Source organism: Adlercreutzia shanghongiae, from assembly GCF_035830635.1.
Taxonomy (GTDB): Bacteria; Actinomycetota; Coriobacteriia; order Coriobacteriales; family Eggerthellaceae; genus Adlercreutzia; species Adlercreutzia shanghongiae.
This window is the reverse complement of sequence record NZ_JAYMFI010000017.1, coordinates 64,013-86,639: the sequence shown is the minus strand read 5'-3', so window position 1 is coordinate 86,639 and position 22,627 is coordinate 64,013. Positions and strand designations below refer to the sequence as shown.

19 protein-coding genes and 1 riboswitch are annotated in these 22,627 nt (G+C 64.3%); of the genes, 11 read left to right on the top strand and 8 right to left on the bottom strand.

Going from position 1 to position 22,627, the window contains the following annotated elements; all coding sequences use genetic code 11:
• Positions 1 to 291: 291 nt before the first annotated feature.
• Positions 292 to 1,437 (bottom strand): tRNA guanosine(34) transglycosylase Tgt, encoded by a 1,146-nt coding sequence (gene tgt / locus VJ923_RS08930; RefSeq protein ID WP_326440671.1) that lies wholly within the window; start codon positions 1,435 to 1,437, stop codon positions 292 to 294.
• A gap of 280 nt (positions 1,438 to 1,717) precedes the next feature.
• Here tgt and queA point away from each other — a divergent pair, with 280 nt between their 5' ends.
• The gene (gene queA / locus VJ923_RS08925; protein WP_326440669.1) at positions 1,718 to 2,815 is read left to right on the top strand and encodes a tRNA preQ1(34) S-adenosylmethionine ribosyltransferase-isomerase QueA; all 1,098 of its coding nucleotides are present in this window, start codon (positions 1,718 to 1,720) and stop codon (positions 2,813 to 2,815) included.
• A 543-nt stretch (positions 2,816 to 3,358) separates the two neighbouring features.
• Here queA and VJ923_RS08920 read toward each other — a convergent pair.
• Both VJ923_RS08920 and VJ923_RS08915 read right to left on the bottom strand, forming a co-directional pair.
• Positions 3,359 to 4,498, bottom strand: a complete 1,140-nt coding sequence (locus VJ923_RS08920; protein WP_326440668.1) for a DNA-deoxyinosine glycosylase — start codon at positions 4,496 to 4,498, stop codon at positions 3,359 to 3,361.
• 205 nt (positions 4,499 to 4,703) lie between these two features.
• Positions 4,704 to 5,849 (bottom strand): hypothetical protein, encoded by a 1,146-nt coding sequence (locus VJ923_RS08915; protein WP_326440666.1) that lies wholly within the window; start codon positions 5,847 to 5,849, stop codon positions 4,704 to 4,706.
• Positions 5,850 to 6,348: 499 nt separating this feature from the next.
• Here VJ923_RS08915 and secD point away from each other — a divergent pair, with 499 nt between their 5' ends.
• The 5 genes from secD (at position 6,349) to VJ923_RS08890 (ending at position 11,905) form a co-directional block, all read left to right on the top strand.
• Positions 6,349 to 9,033 carry a protein translocase subunit SecD gene (gene secD / locus VJ923_RS08910; RefSeq protein WP_326440664.1) on the top strand — a complete coding sequence of 895 codons (2,685 nt, stop codon included), beginning with the start codon at positions 6,349 to 6,351 and terminating at the stop codon, positions 9,031 to 9,033.
• A 205-nt stretch (positions 9,034 to 9,238) separates the two neighbouring features.
• Positions 9,239 to 9,562, top strand: a complete 324-nt coding sequence (locus VJ923_RS08905) for a DUF1292 domain-containing protein (RefSeq protein WP_326440662.1) — start codon at positions 9,239 to 9,241, stop codon at positions 9,560 to 9,562.
• A 69-nt stretch (positions 9,563 to 9,631) separates the two neighbouring features.
• On the top strand, positions 9,632 to 9,874 hold the full coding sequence (locus VJ923_RS08900; RefSeq protein WP_326440660.1) for a response regulator transcription factor: 243 nt from the start codon (positions 9,632 to 9,634) through the stop codon (positions 9,872 to 9,874).
• 132 nt (positions 9,875 to 10,006) lie between these two features.
• Positions 10,007 to 10,840: a hypothetical protein gene (locus VJ923_RS08895; RefSeq protein ID WP_326440658.1), complete on the top strand. Its 834-nt coding sequence runs from the start codon at positions 10,007 to 10,009 to the stop codon at positions 10,838 to 10,840.
• A gap of 3 nt (positions 10,841 to 10,843) precedes the next feature.
• Positions 10,844 to 11,905, top strand: coding sequence for a glutamyl-tRNA reductase (locus tag VJ923_RS08890; protein ID WP_326440656.1), 1,062 nt, complete (start codon positions 10,844 to 10,846; stop codon positions 11,903 to 11,905).
• A gap of 72 nt (positions 11,906 to 11,977) precedes the next feature.
• Here VJ923_RS08890 and VJ923_RS08885 read toward each other — a convergent pair whose 3' ends face one another.
• From VJ923_RS08885 to VJ923_RS08865, 5 genes are all read right to left on the bottom strand, one after another.
• On the bottom strand, positions 11,978 to 12,754 hold the full coding sequence (locus VJ923_RS08885) for an ABC transporter ATP-binding protein (protein ID WP_326440654.1): 777 nt from the start codon (positions 12,752 to 12,754) through the stop codon (positions 11,978 to 11,980).
• Positions 12,744 to 13,736, bottom strand: coding sequence for a FecCD family ABC transporter permease (locus tag VJ923_RS08880; RefSeq protein WP_326440652.1), 993 nt, complete (start codon positions 13,734 to 13,736; stop codon positions 12,744 to 12,746). Before VJ923_RS08880 ends, VJ923_RS08885 begins: the two co-directional genes overlap by 11 nt.
• Before the next feature lies 1 nt (position 13,737).
• Entirely contained in the window at positions 13,738 to 14,676 is a 939-nt protein-coding gene (gene isdE / locus VJ923_RS08875) for a heme ABC transporter substrate-binding protein IsdE (protein WP_326440650.1), read from the bottom strand.
• Positions 14,669 to 15,661, bottom strand: coding sequence for a heme-binding Shp domain-containing protein (locus VJ923_RS08870; RefSeq protein ID WP_326440648.1), 993 nt, complete (start codon positions 15,659 to 15,661; stop codon positions 14,669 to 14,671). Before VJ923_RS08870 ends, isdE begins: the two co-directional genes overlap by 8 nt.
• Before the next feature lie 66 nt (positions 15,662 to 15,727).
• Positions 15,728 to 17,782, bottom strand: coding sequence for an LPXTG cell wall anchor domain-containing protein (locus VJ923_RS08865; RefSeq protein WP_326440646.1), 2,055 nt, complete (start codon positions 17,780 to 17,782; stop codon positions 15,728 to 15,730).
• A 639-nt stretch (positions 17,783 to 18,421) separates the two neighbouring features.
• A riboswitch (FMN riboswitch) is annotated at positions 18,422 to 18,588 on the top strand.
• A gap of 158 nt (positions 18,589 to 18,746) precedes the next feature.
• Between VJ923_RS08865 and VJ923_RS08860 the strand changes: the two genes are divergently transcribed.
• The 5 genes from VJ923_RS08860 (at position 18,747) to VJ923_RS08840 (ending at position 22,527) form a co-directional block, all read left to right on the top strand.
• Positions 18,747 to 19,388 carry an ECF transporter S component gene (locus VJ923_RS08860; RefSeq protein ID WP_326440643.1) on the top strand — a complete coding sequence of 214 codons (642 nt, stop codon included), beginning with the start codon at positions 18,747 to 18,749 and terminating at the stop codon, positions 19,386 to 19,388.
• Complete coding sequence (locus VJ923_RS08855; protein ID WP_326440641.1) at positions 19,388 to 20,221, top strand: energy-coupling factor transporter ATPase; 834 nt, start codon at positions 19,388 to 19,390, stop codon at positions 20,219 to 20,221. The genes VJ923_RS08860 and VJ923_RS08855 overlap by 1 nt, the downstream gene beginning before the upstream one ends.
• A complete protein-coding gene (locus tag VJ923_RS08850) occupies positions 20,197 to 21,111 on the top strand; it encodes an energy-coupling factor transporter ATPase (protein ID WP_326440639.1) in 915 nt (304 codons plus the stop codon). The genes VJ923_RS08855 and VJ923_RS08850 overlap by 25 nt, the downstream gene beginning before the upstream one ends.
• Complete coding sequence (locus tag VJ923_RS08845; RefSeq protein WP_326440637.1) at positions 21,104 to 21,916, top strand: energy-coupling factor transporter transmembrane component T family protein; 813 nt, start codon at positions 21,104 to 21,106, stop codon at positions 21,914 to 21,916. The genes VJ923_RS08850 and VJ923_RS08845 overlap by 8 nt, the downstream gene beginning before the upstream one ends.
• A 185-nt stretch (positions 21,917 to 22,101) precedes the next feature.
• The gene (locus VJ923_RS08840) at positions 22,102 to 22,527 is read left to right on the top strand and encodes a pyridoxamine 5'-phosphate oxidase family protein (RefSeq protein WP_326440635.1); all 426 of its coding nucleotides are present in this window, start codon (positions 22,102 to 22,104) and stop codon (positions 22,525 to 22,527) included.
• Positions 22,528 to 22,627 lie beyond the last annotated feature (100 nt).

Sequence of the window (22,627 nt, the reverse complement as noted above, 5' to 3'; positions counted from 1 at the left end):
CATGTCTATGCTGCTTCACAGTGTAAGGGCACGGTGGAAAACCGCTGGTCAGCAAGGCTGCCCCGTTTCCGTTTCGTAGCCACTTGTTTACAAGCTGTAATCAGAAGTTCGAAAACCCGCCACCACGGATGGCTTCCGCTATGCTACTGACGCAGGTTCAATAACGCCGGTCGTTGTTGCGCGTCTCCCTTCTCGTAGGGGGTGACCCCAGTCGCCCCTTGCTGCGCGCGGGGCAGTCTTGCTTGGGAGGGCGACCCTACGAGGCGCTAGCGTGCTGGGGCGGTAGCGCCTCTAGTAATCGGCGGCGGCGTCGCTTTCCATCCACCGGGCGTAGAACTCCTCGTAGGCATCGGCCAGCACGGCCTCGCGTGCGCGGCGCATGAGGTCTAACAGGAAGTACAGGTTGTGCACCGAAAGCAGGATGGCCCCCAGCATCTCGTTTTGCTTTACCAGATGGCGCAGGTAGGCGCGCGTGTAGTTTGTGCAGGTGGGGCAGTCGCAGGTGGGGTCGAGCGGCGTGAAGTCGCGAGCGTACTTGGCGTTGCGCATGTTCATGCGGCCCGTGCTGGAAAACGCCGTGCCCATGCGGGCGGTGCGGGTGGGAAGCACGCAGTCGAACATGTCCACGCCCTCGCGCACGGCGCGCACAAGGGTCGTCGGATTGCCCACGCCCATGAGGTAGCGCGGCCGATCCTCGGGACAGGCCCGAGCCACCTCGCCGAGCGTTTCGAACATCACCTTGTGGTCCTCGCCCACCGAATAGCCGCCGATGCCGAAGCCGCCGAAGCGCCTCCCACCCGCGGCGAGCGACTCGCCCTCTATCTCGCGAAGGCGCCGCACGCTTTCCAAACGCAGATCCAGATGCATGCCGCCCTGCACGATGCCGAAGAGCGTCTGGTCGGGCCGCGTGTGCGCCGCCAGGCAGCGGCGCGCCCAGGCGCTGGAGTAGTCCACGGCCCGCGCCACGAACTCGCGGGTGGCGGGGTAGGGGGCGCACTGGTCCAGCTGCATGGCGATGTCGGCGCCGATGAGCTCCTGGATGCGCATGTTCTCCTCGGGCGTCCAATGGATGTTGCTGCCGTCGTAGATGGACTTGAACGTGACGCCGTCATCAGAGAGCTTCACCGTGTCGGCCAGGCTGAACACCTGGAAGCCGCCGGAGTCGGTGAGCATGGGGCCGTCGTAGTTCATGAAGCGGTGGATGCCGCCGGCCTCGGCCACGAGCTCCGCTCCGGGTCGCATGGCGAGGTGGTAGGTGTTCGCGAGCACCACCTGGCTGCCCAGTTCGCGCAGTTGGGGCGTGGTGACGCCCTTCACCGTGGCGGAGGTTCCCACGGGCATGAACATGGGGGTGTGGAAGTCGCCGTGGGCGGTGGTGTAGGTGAGCGCGCGGGCGTGCCCGCTGGTCGCGTCGCAGGTGCAATCGAAGAGGGCCATCTTGCAGTCCTTAGTCGTCGGCGTCGGCTGCGGAAGGGGTGCGCGCAGACCGCTGATCGCGTTTCCCGCTGCGAACGCGACAAAGGAATCAGCGAAGATGATGCACGCGAGTTGGTACTATCCCGGAATCGCTGCTGCTGAAGTGGAAGCTGATTCTTAAACGTCGCGTTCTCCGCGGGGCGATCAGAGGTCTGCGCGCACCCCTTCCGCAGCCGACGAAGCATGTCTTAAGAAGGTCATGGTAGTATAGCGCTCACTTACTTGCGAAGGAGACTTTTCCATGAGAACGGATGATTTCGACTACAACTTGCCCGAGGAGCTCATTGCCCAAGAGCCGGCTGCCGTGCGCGATGAGTGCCGGATGCTGGTGATGGATCGCGAAAGTGGGGAAGTGGAGGATCGGATCTTCCGGGACATCGCAGACTACCTGCGGCCCGGCGATTTGCTCGTGGCTAATGAAACGCGGGTCATGCCGGCGCGCTTGCTGGGGGCCAAGCGAGGCACCGGCGGCGCGGCTGAGGTGTTTTTGCTGCGCGAATGCGGCGGGCCCGAGCCGCGAACGAACCGGGTGGCGTTTTGGGAGGTGCTCGTGCGGCCGGGGAAGCGTTTGAAGCCGGGGTCGGGCGCGGTGGTGGATTTCACGGATGCCGCCGGTGCGGTGGTGCTTTCCGCCGAGATCATCGACTGGGCGCGCGATGGCCAGCGCGGCGAGCGCGTGGCACGGCTTTCCACGCCGCTGCCGTCGCTGGACGAGGCGCTGCACGCGGTGGGCCACACGCCGCTGCCCCCCTACATTCGCGATTACGCCGGCGACGAGGAGCTGTACCAAACGGTGTACTCGCGCCGCGAGAGCTCTGCGGCGGCGCCCACGGCGGGTCTGCACTTCACCCCGGAGCTCATCGAGCGCTTGCGCGAGCAGGGCGTTGGCTGGGCCACGGTGGAACTGGAAGTGGGCCTGGACACCTTCCGCGTGGTGGACGAGGACGACCCGGAAAAGCACGTCATCCACACGGAGTTCTACACGGTGCCCCAGGCCACGGTGGACGCCGTGAAAGCGACTCATGCCGCGGGCGGGCGCGTCATCGCCGTGGGCACCACCAGCGTGCGCAGTCTGGAAAGCGCCTGGGACCCGGCGGCCGACGGCGGCCGCGGCGCCCTTGTCGCCCGGGACCGCGAAGCCACGAGCCTCTATATCTTGCCGGGCTACACCTTCCGCGTGGTGGATGCGCTCATCACCAACTTCCATGTGCCGCGCTCGACGCTCATGATGCTCGTGTCCGCCTTCAGCTCCCGCGAGAACATCCTGGCCGCCTACGAGCACGCCATCGCCGAGCGCTACCGTCTGCTCTCCTTCGGCGACGCCATGTTCTTGCGCTAGATGATTTTGCCGAGACGCCACCCCTCGTCCGGCGGCGTCTCTCTTCTCCCGGTTACCCTTGCGCTCTCGTTCGACGGCGTCTCGCTCTTCCCCCGGCTGCCCTTGCGCCCTTGCTCCGCGTTTGCCGGCATGCGTCTAGCCGCAGGCAAGCATCTCACTGCTGGCAAGCGCTTCGCCACAAGTTGGTAGCGTAGAGCGCCCCCCGACGCGTTCCGGCTCAGCTTCTTGTTTCCATGCTCCACAATTCCAGGGCTGCTTTCGGGCCAAAACCAAAAAGTGGCTTGGAAAGTGCGATTCTTTGACCCGAATAGGCACTGAGGGGGTTCGTTTGCGTTGCGTTTTCCGCATTTCCCCAGGTCGCATTTCGAAATAAAGCGCACGGCAAGTGAAACTGGTCAAAGAATCGTGATTTTCAAGCCACTTTTCAGCAGTCAGCGCGAGATTCTCTGGGGCATCGAGTTGGTGCGGGCTGCTGTCGATTGCTAGCGAAAGCCCGCAAAGGACTACTGGTAAAAGCCCTCAAAAGACCACTTGCGAAAGCCTTCAGAGCAGCGGCTCAATGTAGGCGAGCGGCGCGACCTTGACGTGCCCGCAGAAGGGTGCGGACTGCGGCGCGACCAAGCCCGGCTTGGGAACAATCATGGTGACGGTCAGGTCAGCGTGCACGGCATCGGCTGCCACGGCACCAGTCTGGGCGGACATCCCGCTGGGGACATCGGCGGCGACCACCGTCGTTTCGCAGCTGCGGGCCGCATTCAAGGCACGAATCCACCCGTCGAGTGGTGCGCGCACCTCGCTACGCGCAAAGCCTGTGCCCAACAGCGCATCTATGGCCAGCGGCGATTCGGCGAGCAGCGCTTCCAGCTCCTCCAAGCGCGGCGCAATCACCACCGAGCTACGGTCGCTCAGCGCCGCCGACGCACGAAGCGCCTCGGTGCGCGCCGGCTCGGCAACGAGGTCCTCGGGCGCGAGCAGCGAGACGATGCGCGCCGGCACGCCCCAGCGATCGAGGTATTCACCCGCCACCCAGCCGTCCCCGCCGTTGTTGCCGCTTCCGCATAGAATGACCACGGGGCCAGACGCATCGCCGAGCAGCTTCTTCGCCTCGTACGCGAGAAAACGGCCCGCGCGGCGCATGAGCGTCGCGAGCGACGTGCCCGCGGCGGCAATGGCCTGCTCGAGTGCCACTACGTCCGGAACATTCAGCGCGGGCGGGTTGAAGGCCCTGACCGTCTGGGCCAGCGGCCGATACGCCTCAATGAGTCGCGGAAGCGACCAAGCGGCGTTTGCGGGGCTCGTGGAGGGAAGCTGCTCGGCGGGCATACCGCACGTTGCCTCGCACAGCTTGCGATAGAGGCGCGCCGACGTCGCCCCCGTGCAAAACACACGTCGTATGGGTGCTGCGCCTATCACGCGCATGAGGTCGTTCGGCTGCTCGTTGGAGATGGACGCATCAGAGGCCCCGCGTATATCGCAGGACGCCAGCACGTCCCACAATGCGATGTGATGGCGCAAAAGCAAATCGGTTCGCTCGGCGTTGTCCTCGGGCACGGGTTCGTCGAACAGGGCGGCGAGCACCGGCCAGAATCGGTTGCGCGGATGTCCGTAGAAGAACGCCGCCTCGCGTGACGCGGGAGAGGGCATCGTGCCCAGTACCAGCACTTCGGAGCGTTCGTCGAACACGGGCGGAATGCCGTGTTCGATGTGTTCCGCGGGCCGCAAGTTGTTCCTGCCACCACGCGTTTCATTCGTCGACGCTGCTGTTGCCTTGTCTACTTCTACGTCTTTCGCCATCGCTGGGCTTCCCTCCGTTATGCCCTGCGCATCCAGCATCGCTGTGCTTTCTGCGCGCCAAGGCAAAATCGCCTGCCGTTTCGCAGCATTTATCTTACCAGGCGCTACCCCAGCTGTCATAACTACATTCGACCCGGTGGGGTTCGCTTAAATCAATGCCCGCAGCAAAGGCGCCAAAAGAGTTCATGTGCGCGGCGACACCGTTTCGATCGACCTTCTCGGCGGAGGCCTTCCAATAGCCATCGAGCGACCAGCCCATTCGAAAGAGCAGGGCCTGCTGTCCCTCAAAAGATTGGCTTTGAGGTCGGAATCGTTGTCCCGTATAGCGGTAAATCTGTCTTGCGATGCGCTCCATTTCCGCTCGGCTTGCTAGTTGCTTGGTCGTGACGGTAATAACCTTGTAGCGGTCGGCCTCCAGGGCTAGCCGCTTTTGCGCGTCGCGCGTGAGCTGCAAGGCCGCCGCATGCTCGGCTGTCGAGTCGTATTCGATGGCAAGACGCGCTTTCTCCAGCAGCAGATCGGGCACCAGCGTCTCGCGGCCGGCGATGGCTCGCGCCTTTCGAGTCGGTTTGATGCGCTGGTTCACTTTGAATCCCGCTACCTGGAATCCGCCATGGCGAAACGGAAGCCCCAGCACCATGGCGAGGAACGCCTCGGGCGGCGAGGCGGCCCCGTCAGCGATCCACGGTACGGCGCGGCGCGCCTTCTTTGCTCCGGTAAGTCCTGGGTTTGCCCGCACAAACGCCTCGATGCGCCGCCTGGTCGTCAACGGCTTTCGCTTCTCCAGCCGGCCGTCTTTCGCTGGACTCAGATAGAAGCTACCGCACAGGGCGTTGCCCGCGCGAATCAGCTCGTGAAACGAAAGCTGTGTGGCTAACTGCACGAAGCACAGCTCGGGACTCGCGGCGTAGACTCCGCTGCCGATGCGGCAAAACGCCTTCCCCGCGGGTCGCTTGATGCAGAGATGCTTCACGGCGCCTTCGACGGGCTTTCTCTGCTGTGTCGCGGCGGATAGGTGAAACGGGCGAGGAAGATGGGGGAAGAGGCGCTCGAGATGGGCGAGCGATTCGGCGGTCGGCTCGCAGTCGAGCATGGATTTGGCATTCACGCGATCGCCGTCGCTGGGTGCGAAGGGCGTCGTAACCCAATGAGAAAATGATGTTATGCCATAAGTAAATAGACGCATAGCGCCCATGGTAAAGCGTTTCACCGGCATCTTCGCAACATTTTTCGCCTTCATAAAGATAACGCTGCAGGTAGTGAAATGGTCACAATTCGATAAAAGCTCGCCTTTGCGAAGAGTGAGTCGGGGGCTCTTTGCGCTAGCGCAGCGAGGCGGCGGCCGAAACGCTGTCCCTTATCAAGCGGCATCACAGCCTCGGGGTATGAAAAGTGGCTTGGAAATCACGATTCTTTGACCAAAATCGCACTCCGGTCTCCTGCGGAGAAAACGTGACCTGGGGAAATGCTTTGGGAGGCGAGGCGATAGTTCGATTTCGAGCCTTGCAAGGTCAAAGAATCGTGATTTCCAAGCCATTTTTTGAATTTCTTCCGACTTTCGACAAATGGAGGGCAGGGGAGGGGCTTTCTGCCTAATGGGTGCACGTGCTGGAAAAAAGCTGGTTACGCTTGGTCTTTTGTGGCACAATAGGCAAGTTGAACTCGGGGCGGAATCGGGGAGGCCCGCACCGAGGGGAAAGTTGGAAATCGAAGAACCTGCGCAAGGAGTCTGAAGCCCCATGGCATTGGAACGCAACGTCAAGAAAAAGCCGGCGCGCACGGCCGACCGCCGCAACGTCTGGCTGCTCATCCTTACCACCCTGCTTATCGTCGTCTCGGCGGTGCTGTTCACCCCGCCCAACGAGAAGATCAACCAGGGCCTCGATATTCAGGGCGGCCTGTCCGTTGTGCTTACGGCGAAATCCACCGACGGCCAGCCGGTCACCCCTGAGGATATGGAGAAGTCCCGCGCCATCATCGAGAGCCGCGTGAACGCGCTCGGTGCTTCCGAGGCTACGGTGCAGGAGCAGGGTGCCGACCAGATTCTCGTGCAGATTCCGGGTCTGGCCGATACCGAAGAGGCGCTCGCCACCATCGGCCGCACCGGTTCGCTGGAGTTTGCTCGTCTGGATTCCTTCACCGACGAAGAGGTGAAGAGCGCCATCGAAAGCGGCCAGTATGCTGGCGAGGGCACCGTTACCGACGAGTTCGGCAACGCCTTCCCGTCGGGCCGCACCCAGAACCTCGAGGTGAAGCCCGGCACGTACACGCCCATCGTCACCGGTGCCGATATCACCAACGTCTCTATCGGGCGCGCTTCCGAGGGCAGCATCGATTACGCGGTGAACATCACGCTGAACTCCCAGGGAGCCAAGGCCTTCGCCGAGGCCTCGCGCGATCTGGTGGCCGACCATGGGCAGATCGTCATCATCCTGGACGGCGAAGTGCAGTCCGCGCCGGCCGTGCAGTCCGAGATTCCCAACGGCGAGGTGTCCATCACCGGTGGCTATACGCTGGACGAGGCCAAAAACCTCCAGACCATCCTGGAGTCCGGCTCGCTGCCCGTGTCCTTCGAATACGCCCAGTCTCAGGTCGTCGGCCCCACCCTCGGCCAGGACGCGCTCGTTTCCGGCGTTGTTGTGGCGCTCATCGGCCTGGCGCTCGTTATGCTGTACCTGCTGTTCTTCTATAAGGGCCTGGGCCTTATCACGGCGGCGGCTATGGCCGTGTTCGCCGTGCTCTACCTGGGCATCCTGGCGGCTCTTTCCGCCTTCCATCTGTTCAGCCTGTCGCTGGCGGGCATTGCCGGCATCGTGCTAACTATCGGCATGGCAGCGGACTCCTCCATCCTCACCGTGGAGCGCTTCCGCGAGGAAATTCGCATGGGTCGCAGCGTGAAGGCCGCCTCCATCACCGGTGTGAAGCACGCCATCTTCACCTCGATCGACGCTGACCTGGTTACCATGGTGTCGGCGCTCTGCCTGTTCTTCCTTGCCGCGGCTTCCGTCAAGGGCTTCGGTATGACACTGGCGCTCGGCATCATCTGCGACATTGCCATGATGCTCATCTTCAAGGCGCCGCTCATCCGCCTGCTTGCGCCGAAGGTCATCGCGAAGAACCCCGGCTTCTGGGGCATCAAGGACTCCATTGAGGCCTCGCGCGGCTACGCCGAGCTGGCCGCCGCCGAGGGCGTGCCCACCTCTGAGGCCGAGACCGCGGCCCAGATGAACGCCGCCGAGACCCGCGTCATCGCTGAGGACGAGGGCGCCGAGGGCTCCCGTGCCGTGGCTGCTGTGCGCAAGATCCGCGGCCGCTTCATCAAGCACGACATCAACTTCCTCGGCTATCGCAAGGTGTTCCTCACCGTGGCCGCCGTGGCCATGGTGGCCTGCCTGGCCGTTGTGGGCCTGCGCGGCCTGAACTTCGGCATCGAATTCGTGGGCGGCACGTCGGTGGCCTTCCACGGCACCGGCGACATCACCACCGAGCAGATGCGCGATGCCTTCAACGAAGCCGGCGAGCCCGACGCCGTCATCCAGACCACCGAGACTAACGGCGAGCCCGGCTTCCTCGTGCGCACCACCACCACCTCGGCCGAGGACGCCACGGCCCACGCCAACGAGGTGGCCGCCGCCCTCGGCATGACCTCAAGCGACTTCGAGGTCACCACCATCGGACCCGACTGGGGCGCGAGCGTCATCCAAAGCTCGCTCATCGCGTTTCTGGTGTCCATCCTGCTCATCATCATCTACATCGCCATCCGCTTCGAGTACAAGATGGGCGTTATGGCCATCGTCGCGCTGTTCCACGACCTTATCCTGGTGGTGGGCATCTACGCGCTGGTGGGCCGTGAGGTGAACCCGAACACCATTGCCGCTCTGCTCACGATTCTCGGCTACTCGCTCTACGACACCGTGGTCGTGTTCCACCGCATCAACGACAACATGAAGGGCGAGGACATCCGCTGCACCTTCATGACCATGGCCAACCACTCCATGAACCAGGTGTTCATCCGCACCATCAACACCACGCTCACCTCGTTCATCCCGGTGTTCGCCATGCTGCTGTTCGGCGGCGAGACGTTGAAGGACTTTGCCTTCGCCATGGCCATCGGCCTTATCGCCGGCTCCTACTCGTCCATCGCCATCGCCTGCCCGCTCTACTGCATGTGGAAGACCCGCGAGCCGAAGTTCGCGAAGCTGCAGAAGAAGTACGGCAAAGAGATCGGCCTCTTCGAGTTCGACCACTCCGCCTCTACGGGCATCGCCCAGGTGCCGCTGGCGCGCCTTGAGGCCAATGCGCGCGCCGAGGCTTTTGTGGCGGAGCAGGGAGGCGACGTTACCGCTGAGGCGGTGGCGGCGGCGCCGAAGCCGAAGCCGGTGAGCAACAAGAAAAAGAAGCATCGCCACGGAAGGGCGCAGTAGCTCTTCCGGGTCGGGCCACGGGGTACTGCTCAGTCGCTCATTCGGACCGTCCGGCACGGGCCAGGGGGCATACCTCCGTGCTCAGACGGTCCTCGCTCGGCGAAACAGGACATTAAGTTCTGCTTCGTTCGCTGCGGAACTCCGCGCGGAGGCACGCCCCCTGCCCCGCGCCTCCATTGCCATTGTGCGCATGAAAGGGAAGTTTATGGTTCGTGAAGGGTCTGCTCCTAATTTCTGCCCGCCGACGGAGGAGGGCATTACGCTTACGTTCGCCGATGAGAAGGGCGATACCGTCGATCTAGAGTTCCTCGGACTGGTGCTGAAGGGCGACCGCTCCTACGGGTTCTTCTTCCCGGTGGATGAGGATCATCCGGCCACGTCTTCAGGCGAGGTGGTGCTGCTCGAGGTGACCGAGCTCGACGAGGACGGCCAGCCTGCCGCCTTCGAGCTGGTGACCGACGAGGCCATCGCGGCTGAGGCCTACGCCGACTTCCAGGAGGCCGCGAAGGATCTGTACGACTTCGCCTAAAGCCACACGACGACGGCGCCTCGGGGTTCGGGGCGCCGTTCTTTTCTTGAGCTTTCGACGGCGCGACCCATGAGAAAGGTTACGCAGATGCTTTTTGTCGCCGATCCCGAGTCTGCGTTCACCTTGCGTGAGCAGCAGATTCTCTACTACATTGCCGGCGGTCTTTCGAATAAGGAGATTGCGAGCCGCCTCACGCTCTCGGAGCAGACGGTGAAGGCGCATCTGTCGCATATGACCACCAAGTCCGGCCGCGCTAACCGTGCCGCCTTGGTGGCCTACGGCTTCGAGACGGGCCTCCTCTGCCGTCGCTGAGAGAGTCGGCCTTGCTCGCTGAGGGGCGATTGGCCCCTCAGTCCTTTGCGAGCGGATATAGGCTGAATGGGCGATGGGGAAGCGGTAGCTCTTGCGTAGAATAAAGCGGTAAGCTGGGTAGAAAGTGCGTCAATGGTTCTGTTCGTTTTCGAAATAATCTGCATTCTGCTCTATGGCGCGGCGAGCGCCTTGGGCGCCTATGGCCTGCGGCGCGACCACTGCGTGGCGGCCCGGGCGGCCAAGGGCGTCTACTTGGCCGCGGTGGCCCTGCACTCCGCCGTTATCGGCATGGAGTCGGTGAGCACGTCGGGCACGCTGCTGTCGGGCCCCAACATCGTGATGCTCGCGTCCTGGGTGCTGGCGGTGGTGACCGCCGTGGGGCTGGTCGTCACGAAGCGCGGGGTGGCGTTTGCGGCTATGGCGGCCCCGGTGGTGGCACTGCTCATCCTCATCGCCCAGTGGCTGCGCATCCTCGATCCGACCACGGCCGACAACCTCGCCTACTACAACTGGCCGCTGCTCGTGCCTCACATCGTGCTCGTGTTCATCGCGCTGGCCTGCTTTGCCACGTCCGCCGCCTCGGCCGGGCTCGATTTGTACCAGCGCCGCCTCATGGCGGCCCGCAGCGCCAAGGTGCTCGAGCTCGATACGCCGGCTCTCGACACCCTGAGCCGCATCTCGCGTTTGGCGGGCCTTGTGGGCCTGGTCGTGCTCGTTGCGGCCATGCTCATCGGCTTCACGCATCTGGTGGCGCTCTATGCCGCCATGGCCGGTACGGGCTGTCAGGGCAACTTGTCCTACCTTGTGCCGCGCGTGGCCCTTTCGCTGGTCACCACGGTTGTCTGGTCGGTGTTCAACGGGCTGTCGTTCCTCGCGCCCTGGGTCGCCTCGGCGAAGGTGCGTGACGGACTTGCCATTGCGGGCCTGGTGGTTATGGTACTGCTCGTCGCGGTGTCGGCGGGGTAGGCCATGGCCCTCTTTGTTGCCGGCATAAACCCCCGACGCCCGGTCTTTCTGCCTGCCAGCCATCTGGTGACCGACGTCAGTGCGCGCCGGGCCTTGCTGGCCGACGTGGCGGCGCGACGCGGCCTGACCGAAGGACTGCTCGTAGCCGACGAAGGGCGCATAGAGTTGTATGCCGTAGCTGAAGAGGGCTGCGATGCCTATGATATCGCTGTCGGCCTGTTCGGCGGAACGTCGGCCTCCCTCGACGTGGGAGGTTCGCTTTACTTCGCGGAAGGGCTCGATGCTGCCTCGCACCTGTTTGCTGCTCTCTGCGAACTCGATGAATTCGCCGGTGCAAAAAGCGGATTGCGCGCGGAAGAGGGGATTTCCGCATCGGGGGCGTCGGGCTCATCATTCGCCGATGGGCTCTCGACTTCTCTTGCCCATGCCGTGGCAGAAGCGCGCTCGGCGGGTTGTTTGGGCGAGGGGCTTTCTCGGCTTGCCAACGCTGCCAACACCTTGGCCGGCACGTTAGCGGCGGAAAGTACGGGAGCTACCGCTGCAGCCTTGGCTGAGACGGCAGTGGAATTGGCGAGTCGCGTCTTCGGCCATCTCGAACGCCGCTGCGTGCTCGCGGTGGGCTCGAGTCGCCTTTCCGACGCCCTGGGCGACGCCTTCGCCCGCGCCGGGGTGGACGATTTCGTCTTCTTGGGAACCGACGAGCAGAACGAGCGCGCCCGCCTGCTCGGCGCGCGCACGGCCGCGCCGGAGGGCCTGTCGGTGGTGATGGGCAACGCCGATATCGCGATTGTGGGCAGCGCGGTGCCGGGCATCGCCATCGATCGCCGCCTCATGAAGGGCGTGGCCCGCCTGCGCCGCGGCCGCCCCATGCTCATCGTCGACGGCAGCCGCGATGGCGCGCTCGTCGATCGCAAGGTCGCCTCCATCGACGGCGTCTTCCTCTACACCGCCGACGATCTGGCCGTCATCACCCGCGACGCCCCGTGGGCCCGCGTTGGCGCCGGTGTCTCGCGTGAGAAACTCCTCGCTGACGCCACCCAGCGCTTTGCCCGCGAGCTTGTCTAGCAGACGCACTGTCCCGGCAAAACAAAAGAGCGCCTACTCCCAAGCGTGAAGCAGGCGCCCTTTCGAAAGCAGCTATACCTCCAGCACGAAGGGCTTGCCGTCCACCTCCACCACGCGCAGGGGAATGCCGTAAACCTCGGCAAGCAGCTCCTCGCTGACGATATCGGTGGGAGCTCCCTGGGCTATCAGGCGTCCGCCCTCGAGAGCCACCACTTCATCAGAGTAGTGCAGCGCCTGGTTGATATCGTGCAGCACCATGATCACGGTCATGGCGAACTCCTCGTTCAGGCGCCGCACGAGGCGCAGGATGTCCAGCTGGTAGCGCACGTCCAGGTAGGTCGTCGGTTCGTCTAGAAGCAGCACCTTCGAACCCTGGGCCAGCGCGAGGGCGATCCACACGCGCTGGGCCTGGCCGCCGGAAAGCGACGAGACCGACTGGTGCCGGCAGCCATCCAGCTCGCAGACGGAAAGCGCCCAGTTCACCATGGCCTCGTCTTCCTCGCCGTTGCCCGCGTGCCCAAACGTGCGATAGGGGAACCGTCCGTAGCTCACGAGCTTCTCCACAGAGAGGTCGGCCGGGGCGATGTTGCGCTGGTGCACAATGGCCACGAGCTTCGCGAAATCGCGCAGGCGAAGGGCGGCCACGTCGCCGCCGCGCAGAAAGATGCTGCCGGAGCGCGGCTTCAGGTTCTTCGTCATGAGGTCGAACAGCGTCGATTTCCCCGAGCCATTCGCTCCGATGAGCGTCGTCACCTTCCCCTCGGGCAGCGTCAGCGAGAAGTCGGAGAACAGAGGCGCATCCCCATAGGAAAAGCTTACTCGGTCGATGGTGAAGATGTTACTCGCCATAGGTCGCACGCGCCTTCCTCAAAAGCAGAATGAACACCGGTCCTCCCACGATGGACATGATGACCGCCGCGCTGATCTCGTAGGGGGCGGCAACAGTGCGCCCGATGGTGTCGGCGGCCAGAAGGAACAGGGCGCCCAGCACGATGGAGTACGCGATGAGCGTGCGGTGGGAGGTGCCCACGAGAATGCGGGCGATGTGGGGCACGATAAGCCCGAGAAAGCTGATGGGGCCGATGATGGCCGTGGAGATGGAGGCCAGAAGCACCGCCACTGCCGAGACGCCCATGCGGCTCGCGTTCACCTCCACGCCAAGCGAGCGGGCCGTTTTGTCCTCGAGGGCCAGCATGTCGCAGCGGCGTGCGGCCAGAAGCGCCAGAATAAGGCCCACGGCCGTGTAAAGCGAGATAGTCTGCACGTCGGCCCAGGTTTTCATGGTGATATTCGCGTCCACCAGGCTCGCCACCGTAGAGGAGATGGCGCCGCCTGTGGAGCTGAACGCCGCAATAAGGCCCGAGAACATGGTGCCCACGGCCACGCCCACCAAAATGACGCGCAAAGGCGAGAGCCCGCCGCGCCACGAGAGGCTGTACACGATGAGAAACGCCAGCATGCCGCCGGCAAAGGCCAAAGCCGGGGTGAAGAACAGAAGCGCGGGGAAGAACGCCGTTACCACCACCGCTACAAGCGATGCGCCGGCGTTGATGCCGATAATGCCCGGGTCGGCCAGCGGGTTGCGAATGGCCGCCTGCAGAAGCACGCCCGATACGGCCATGGCCGCACCGCCCACCATGGCCACGATGATGCGCGGGAAGCGCAGGTCGTAGACGACCGAGACGTCTTCGTCAAAAGCGACGAACAAGCCGCGGAAAAGCTGATCGGGGGTTACCTGCAAGCTGCCGGTGTTCACGGCGATCAGCGCCAGGGCGAACAGCGCCAGCAGGGTAATGATGAAGGCCGCGACCTTGCGCGGAGTGCTCACCATGCTAGGCCTCCTCGTTGTCGGTTGTCGCGCCGTAGAGCATCCCGTCCAGGATCTCGAGCGCTTCGGGGTAGGCCATGGTGGCGCTCATGCCGAACTGCTCGGGGGGAAGGTCGTACACGTGGCCCTCCTGCACGGCGCGGAAGTGCTTCCAGATATCGTTGGTGGCGAATTCCTCGGCGAACATGGCCGTTACCTCGTCGGGCAGCGCGTGGGCCGCCCGCAGGATGATGTCGGGGTCGCGGGCCTGCATGTCCTCGGTGTTCACGTTCACGAACTCGTCCTCGGAATCGGCGTAGACGTTCACGCCCCCCGCCTGTTCCACCAGGCTGCCTACGTAGCTGTTCGGCGTGGCCACCATGTAGGAGCCCGGCACGCCCATGAGGATGAGCACGCGCGGGCCCTCCTTCCCCTCGTGGGACCGCTGGTACTGCTCGATGAACGAGCGGTAGCCGGCGATAAGGGCGTCGGCGCTTTCCTGGCGGTTGAAGCGGTGCCCGAGGTAGGCGAGCGAGTCGTACATGCCGTCCACGCTGCGCAAATCGAGGAACAAAGCGCCCACGGCGATGCCGGCGTACTTCGGCTTGAGGTCGTAGGACAGCGACTTGGGGGAGACGACCACGTCGGGACGCAGGGCCTTGATGGCCTCCAAATCCGGCGCGATGGCCGTGCCCACCTGCGGCAGTTCTTGATAGCGCTCGGGAAGGTCCTTGGCCGTGGAGGCGACGGCCACCAAATCGAGGTGCAAAAGATCGCACAAATCGGCGATGGCCGGGGAGGCGGCGATGATGCGCGGCGCGTTTGTACCGTCGCCGGTGCGCTCGGGGTGCTGGTCGACGCAGCCGACAAGGGCGCCGCTGACCGCCAGCAGCGCCGCAAGGCCGAGCGCCGTTGCGCGGCGGCCGGCCTCGGCAAGCAGGGTGTGGAAGGTTCCGCTAGGCACGGGAATCCTCGCCCTTCGCGTCCTCGTCAGGGGAGTCGGCGCCGCTCTCGGCTTTCGCCGGCGCAGCCGGAGCCTCGGTCGGGCGCGGCGTCGTTGTCCCGGCGGCAGCGGCTGCCGCAGCGGCCTGGCGGGCGCGCTTGGGGCGCACATAGGCCACGAACACGACGATGCCGGCCACAGCGGCCACGGCCACGATGATGGCGATCACAAGCGCGATGGTGCCGCCCTCAAGGCCGGGCTGCTCGTCAACGCCGCCGGTCACATCGCGTCCCTCGGCGTTGTATTCCGCAATGCCCGTCTCGGCGCTCTCGCCGGCTGCCGGGGCGGCGTCGTCGGTTGTGGCCGGCTCGGCCTCGGCTGCGGGCGCCTCGCTTGCGGCGGCCTCGTCGGCGGCGGTCGCAGCGGGCTCAGGATCTTCGGCACCCTCGCCCGGAGTCACGGTCTGGGTGAAGCCGGCGGAGTTGCCGTCGATGGAATTGCCCAGCGTGAGGAAGTAGATGACCTCGCGCTCGATGGGGATGACGCCCAGATGGCTGCGCAGGTACTGGGTGCCCGCCGGCACCTGGAAGCGCCAGTCGGCGGTGTTGTCCTCGGCGTTGCTCGCCACCATCTCGCCCGGTGCGGCCACGTACTCGGCGCCATCGGTGGAAGCCTCCATGGTCACGCCGTTTTCCTGGTCGGCCAAGTTGAAGCGCAGCGACACGAAGACGTTGCCGTCCACGTCGGTCTCAACTAGGGCGTAGGGGAAGGTTACGCCCTCCATCATGGATTCGGCCATGGCCACCATGTTCGGGTCGCCGGGATCTTCGATCTCTCCCGTGATGGGGTTGGGGTAGCTCGGTGCGACCTCGGCCGTCTTGACCGAGGAGACAACCGCGAAGGCAGGGGAGGGTTGAAGGCCGACCAGGGCCAGGGCGCACACCAGCGCAGCGGCCAGAGCAAAAGCCGCGAGGCGGAAAGCGCGGCGGGATGAGATGTTCTGCATAAGGGCTCCTTTCGAAACAGCGAAGGCGCGCCTGCCGAACAGGCGCGCCCGGGGTTAAGCGGAGGGTTACTCGGAGAGGTCCTCGAAGCGACGGCGTCCCGCCACCACGACGGCGCCCGCCGCCAGGGCCGCCAGGGTGATAAGGCCCGTGGCGTTCTGCTCGTCGCCGGTCTGGGCCAGAGCGGGGCTCGAGGACGCCTTGGTGCCGCTGGCGTTCGTGCCCAAATCCTCGGCGCGGCTCAGGTACAGGTGCAGATCGGAGGTGACCGGGTCGGTGATGCCCATGGACTTCAGCATGGTGATGTCCATCTCGATGGGCACGGTGGTGTCGCGATCGACGGCCGGGATGTTCACGGTGAACTGGTCGCCCGAGCGGGAGAGGTTCTTGCCCTTGTACTTCAGCGAGGTGATGTACTGCAAACCGTCGCTTGTGGCCGCGAAGGTGACATCGAAGGTGCCGTTGGATTTCGGGCGCACGATGGCCGTGCCGCCGAAGTACTTGGCCGCCATGGAGGTTTCGCTGCCGTTCTCCTTGGTGAACTTGATCGGCACGCGATAGGTGTGCCCCACTTGGAACTTGGCCGCCTTGGCGTTGGAGGCAGAGTTGTCCGTCTTGTTGGAGTTGTTGGAATTGTTCGTGCCCTCGTCCTTCTTGTTGTCGTCTTTGGGCTTCTCCGACTCGATCGGTTGGCCGGAGGCGGTGGGCAGTTTGCTGGTGTCCAGCACCACGTCGCCCTCGACGGTCATTTCGGGGGCCGGAGAGCCCAGCGAGAACGCGAGCGTCATGGGCTTGGTGATGTTCGAGGTCTCGAAGCTGAAGCGATTGTTGCCGAGGGCCTGAGCGGTCTTGCCGTTGTAGCTAAACGACTTCAGTGCCGATGCGGCGTTGCCCTGAAAGCCGATGGTCACTACATAGGCCGTGCCATTCCAGGCCACCGTTGCCTCTTTGGAGAGAAGATTCATCCCCGTGATCATGGAGCTTGTGGTGCTGGCGGTCACTTCGTAGGCCTTGTCTTTGACGAGCATAAACCCGCCGGGAGTTTTCACGGCGCCTTCTTCGGCGGCGCCGGGCTTTTGGGTGTCGGAACCGCCCGGATTCTCGGTGCCGGGGGTCGAGGGCTTTACGTCTTCGCTCGCGTTGAAGGCTTTGAGCGCCGCGCCGAGCGAGGCGGCGGCTTGGCCGACCTCGGCTTCGGTCGCGCTCTCGTTGTCGATTACGGCCTGGGCGGCCGCGATGGCGTCCTGCAGCGCCTTCCAAGCCTTATCGGGCTTCTGCCCTTGCTCCATGTTTTTCGCCGCCGTCAGCATTCCCTGGAGTCCCGACTTGTCCACCGATGCGGTGGGCGGGTTGGGGGACATGGTAGCGGGGTTGATGGAAAGCGAGACGTCGGCCGTTGCCCCCATGGCGGCCACCTTGAAGCTGATGGGAGAGCCGGCGAAATGGGCCGCGTCGATCTGGTACGAGCCGGTCTCGCCGGGGACTTCCTGGGCTCCCTCGATGCGAGCCCCCATCTCCTTGCCCATCTCGGAAAGGGAGAATTTGACGGTGTAGGGGGCATCGGCGCTCCCGTTGTTGGTGACGGTCACCGTTTTCTCGAACGCCTGCGCCACCTTGTCCGCGGGCGCCTGGGGCGGCAGACCGGTTACCGTGAAGGCGCCCTCGGCGTAGAAGGGCTTTCCGACGGGCATAGAGGGGCGCGTGCCAGTCTCGGTGGTGGTGTCCTGAGGCGTTGCCTCTTCGGTTTTGGGGCTCGCGCTGGCGCTGCCCCCAGTGGTTTTCTCGGGTTCGGGCTTTGCGCTGTCGTCCGCTTTGCTGCCCTGCGTGGCGTCCTGCCCGGTGCTCTGCGAGCTTTCGGTTTTCTTGTCGACTGTTCGCGTGTCGTCCGTCGTCGGCGCGGTCGTTTCGGCCAGCTCGCCGCCCGCCGCCTTCTCGTCCTTCGGATCGCCGCCCTGCGCGATTTGCTCGACAGACTCGCTTCCCTCGGTTGCGCCGTCGCCTTCCGCGAAGGCGAGCGAGGGAATCATGCTGAGCGACAAGGCCGCTGCCAGGGCGACCGAGCCGGTCTTGCGGGCGAGGCTGCCAAGCACGGGGCGAGCGGGGTGGTTCTTCGGGTTGACCATGGTGTCTCCAATTCTCTTCTCGTTACGAAGACGATCCGCTTCGCGAAACAACCTTGCGTGGGGTGCGCATCGGTGCTTGGCGCCAGCCGTGTTCCCCTCGGCGACGGCTTGCTTCGCGAAACGAGTCTCCTCTCCACGACAACTACGATAGGCGAGGCGCCCCCGTGCCGTAATCGCCCAAATGGCCTACTTTCCTGCCCGCAAAAGTTTTCTATGGGTAACAATCAGCCGTTGCGGGATTCCCGCCTTGGTGAAGTTGCCAATTGTTCAATGCCCCTTTTCAAAAGTGACAAATAATGCCGATTTGGACAGATTTTCCAACGCAGCGCCTCTTTGTGAATTGTAAAATACCAGGTCAGGGCGATGTGCTTTTCCTGCATCTGCCGAAAACCTGTCCAAATCGGCGTTATTTGCCCAATTTGGGAGATGGCGTGCCAGCGAGCATATGTCCCGCAGCATGGGAGGGGGTCTTTTCCTGCTTTCTTCCAAGCGAGCTTATCGGGAGGCGTTTCCCTTTCCCTTTCCCTTTTTCCCTTTCTCTTTTTCTCTTTTCCTCACGAGCTCCGATAAGCGATAGGAGCGCTCGATAGCCTTAGGGGTTGCGCGCGGGCGCGTCAATGCCTACAATGCTGCCTGTGAATTCTGTTTCAGGGCGAGGTGGAAATCCTCACTGGCGGTAAGCGTTCCGGGCGGCATGCCCGGTGGGGCGAGAAGCCCGCGCAAGCCCGCGACCCTGCGCTCAAGCGCAGGCTGACTCGGTGGAACTCCGAGGCCAACGGTTACAGTCCGGATGGAAGAGGCAGACGTTCGCGCACCTTCGCGGCACCCGCGAGGGCCCGGCAAAACGGGAAGCGCGACATCAATGAGGCCTGTGTGAATTGGAATTCATGCGGGCTCGTTTTCTTTTTGCGAGGGGAAATGCGGCTCCGGAACAGCCTCCTCGCGAAGAGAAAGAAGGTCCCTCATGGCCAAGAAACCCACCCAGCACCCCGCCGTCGCATCTTCCACGGTGCGCCCGGCCAAGGCGCCCACGGCCCAAAAGACCCTGGCGAACACGAACTGCTGGTCAACCCGCGTGCTTGTGACCATCGCGCTTCTGTGCGCCATCTCGGTGCTGCTGTCCTTCGTTGAGTTCCCGCTTCTGCCCGGCGTGGCGTGGCTGTCCTACGACGCCTCCATCATGCCCGCGGCCGTCTGCGGCTTCGCCTACGGCCCGGCGGCCGGCCTGGCCTGCGGCATCATCTCGGTCATCGCCCACGGCATCCTGTTCGCTGACTTCACCGGCGCGCTCATGAACCTGCTCGTGGTCATCGGCTTCATCTTGCCCTCGGCGCTCGTGTACAAGAAGCTGCATACGCTGCGCGGTGCCATCGTCGGCCTTCTGTTCGGCATTGTGTTTGCCGTGGCCATGGCCGTGCTCGGCAACCTGCTGGTGACCCCGGCCTGGCTCGGCGTGCCGCTCGATGCTGTCATTGCCATGATCGTGCCCATTCTCATTCCGTTCAACTTGCTGAAGGGCCTGCTGAACGCCGTGCTGACGCTTATCGTCTACAAGGCCATCTCGAACCTTATTACTCCCAAGAAAGACCAAGTTAAGGGCCGTTAATGGAAGAGTCGTTCGTAGAATTTCACGATGCGGGCTTCACCTACGACGGGGCAAGCTTCGTCTTTCGCAATCTGAATCTTGCGGTGCCCCAGGGGCAGTTCGTCTGCCTGTTGGGAGGCAATGGGTCGGGGAAGTCGACGCTCGCGAAGCACATCAACGCGCTGCTTTTGCCCGACGAGGGCGAGGTGGACGTGTTCGGCTGCGACACCCGCGACGCCGAGCAAACCTACTTCATCCGCTCGAACGCCGGTCTCGTCTTCCAGAACCCCGATGATCAGCTCGTGGCGAGCCTCATCGAAAACGACGTGGCCTTCGGGCCCGAGAACCTGGGCATTCCCAACCCCGAGCTGCGCGAGCGGGTGACCCGGGCGCTGGCCGAGGTGGGCCTTATGGGCTTCGAGGAGCACGAGACCAACGCGCTTTCCGGCGGGCAGAAGCAGCGCGTCGCCATCGCCGGCGTGCTGGCCATGGACCCGGCCATCCTCATCTTGGACGAGGCCACGGCCATGCTTGACCCCCGCGGGCGCGCCGGCCTTCTGCGCGTGGTGCGCGAGCTGCACGCCGGCGGCATGACCATCGTGATGATCACCCATTTCATGGAAGAGGCCGCCGTGGCCGACCGTGTGGTGGTGCTCGACGGCGGCGTCGTGCGCATGGACGGCACGCCGGGCGAGGTGCTCACGCGCGCCGACGAGCTGCGGGCGCTTTCTCTGGAGGTGCCCTTCGCCTGCCGCCTTTCCCTGGAGCTGCAGGCCGCCGGCGTGCCCGTGGCCACCTGCATCTCCGATGACGACCTGAAGGAGGAGCTATGCGCCTTGCGTTCGAAGATGTGAGCTACTCCTACGAGGGCGGCGAGGCGAAGAAGAAGCGCAAGGGGCGCGCCGATCGCCAAGCCGACTGGGGCAACGCGCCCGATGCCGTGTGGGCGCTGCGCCAGGTGAGCTTCGCCGTGGAGCCGGGGGAGTTCCTTGGCGTGGCCGGTCACACCGGGTCGGGCAAGTCCACGCTCATCCAGCATATGAACGGGCTTGTGCATCCCACCTGCGGACGCGTGCTGGCCGACGGGCGCGATCTGGCCGAGAAGGGCGTGGCGTCTGACGTGCGTCGCAGCGTGGGGCTCGTGTTCCAGTATCCGGAAAACCAGCTGTTCGCCAACACCGTCTATGACGATGTGGCCTTCGGGCCGCGCAACATGGGGCTTGACGCCGAGGAGGTGGACCGCCGCGTGCGCGAGGGGCTTGAGCTGGTGGGCCTGTCCTTCGACGAGCTTTCCGAGCGCAGCCCCTTCGATTTGTCCGGCGGCCAGCAGCGTCGCGTGGCGTTCGCCGGCGTGCTCGCCATGGAGCCTGCGGTGCTCGTGCTCGACGAGCCGGTGGCGGGGCTCGACCCGCTTTCCCGCGAGGAGTTCCTCGGCCTTATTCGCGAGCTGCACAGCGATGGCCGCACCATCGTCATGGTGTCCCATTCTATGGAGGATTTGGCGGCGCTCTGCGACCGCATACTCGTGCTGTCCGAAGGCCGCGTGTTTCGTCTGGGCACGCCGGCCGAGGTGTTCGCCGATGCCCCGGCGCTCAAGTCCGTGGGCCTGGGGGCCCCGGCTCCCCAGGCCTTCGCGAGCGCCTTGCGGGAGGCGGGCTTTAAGCTGGACCGCCCCCTCTACAACGAGAAGACGCTGGCTGCAGATATCGCTGCTCAGATGAAGGGGCGTGGCGGCAATGGCTAGCCGTGCCATCATCGGGCAGTACTGGCCCGAAGAGTCCCTTGTGCACGCCATGGACCCGCGCGTGAAGTTCATCTTGGCCTTCGTGCTCATGGCGGCGGTCTTCTGCGGGACCACGCCCCTATCGCTTGGAGTGGCGGCCCTGTTCGTCGTGGGTTTCTACGCCGCCAGCCGCATCCCGCTGCTGCAGGCCGTGCGCGCCATCGGGCCCTTGCTCGTGCTCGTGGTGCTGACGGCGGCGCTCAACGTGCTGTTCGTCCAAGGCGGCGAGGTCTACTTCCAGTTCGGCATCATCTGCATCAGCGAGGAGGGTCTAAGATCGGCCGCCTTCATCGGCTGCCGCTTGCTGCTTCTGCTCATGGGGATGAGCCTGCTCACGCTTACGACCACCACCCTCGACATTACCGCGGCCTTCGAGCGCCTTCTCGCGCCCCTCGCACGCCTTGGCGTGCCGGCTCACGAGCTGGGCATGATTCTCGGCATCGCTCTGCGCTTTCTGCCCCAGTTCATGACCGAGCTGGGAATCATCTACCGTGCCCAGAAAAGCCGCGGCGCCCGTTTCGACTCGAACCCCTTCAAAGGCGGCATCCGGTCGCTCACGGCGCTGCTCATCCCGCTCTTCACGAGCGCGTTTCGCCACGCCGAGACCTTGAGCGCCGCCATGGAGGCCCGCTGCTATCACGGCGGCGAGGGCACTACCCGCCTGTCGCCCTTGCGCCTCACGTGGCGCGACGCCGTAGGAATCAGCGCCCTGGCCCTGATGCTGGTTGCCGTAATAGCTACGAACTACATCCCGCTATCGTTTTAGTGAGAGCAGCGGGAGGGGCGGCGCGGCCGTCGGCGCCCCTCTCTGAACACCATAAAACGCGACCGTAGGTCGCCCGTTAAATACATGAAGGAGCGAAGCGCCTGAGCCGAAGGCGAACAGCGAAGCGGGCGGGGCGACGATGGTTGCGCCGCCCCGCCCGCGGACAACAAAGGAAAGGATTTTCCATGACCGGAAAAGAAACCATCGTCGATTACCTCACGAGCGTTCCCGCCTGGTACCTCGCCACGGTGGAGGAGACCCCCGAAGGTGCCCAGCCCCATGTGCGCCCCTTCAGCTTCGCCGCCCTGCAGGACGGCGAGATCCAGTTTTGCACTGCCACCACCAAGGACTGCTATCGCGAGATGCAGGCCAACCCCCACGTGGAGCTCACCGCCTGGAAGCCCGGCGCCGGCTGGGTCATCCTGCGCGGCAAGGCGAACCTCGCCGACCGAGCCAACGCCGAAACCCGCCAAGCCGGCTTCGAGCACATGGTGGGCCTGGGGGAGGCCTGGGAAAGCGCCGACGACGAGCGCCTCACGTTCTTCACCATCGACGACGCCGAGGCCTGGATCTGCGACATCGACGGCAGCTGGAATCCCGTAGATTTATAAAACAACAATGAGGGAGCAGCGCGGGAGGGCGGCGGGGCCATCGGCCAGTCTCTCTGAGCACTGCCTATCCGCGACCGAAGGTCGCTCCATAAAAACATGA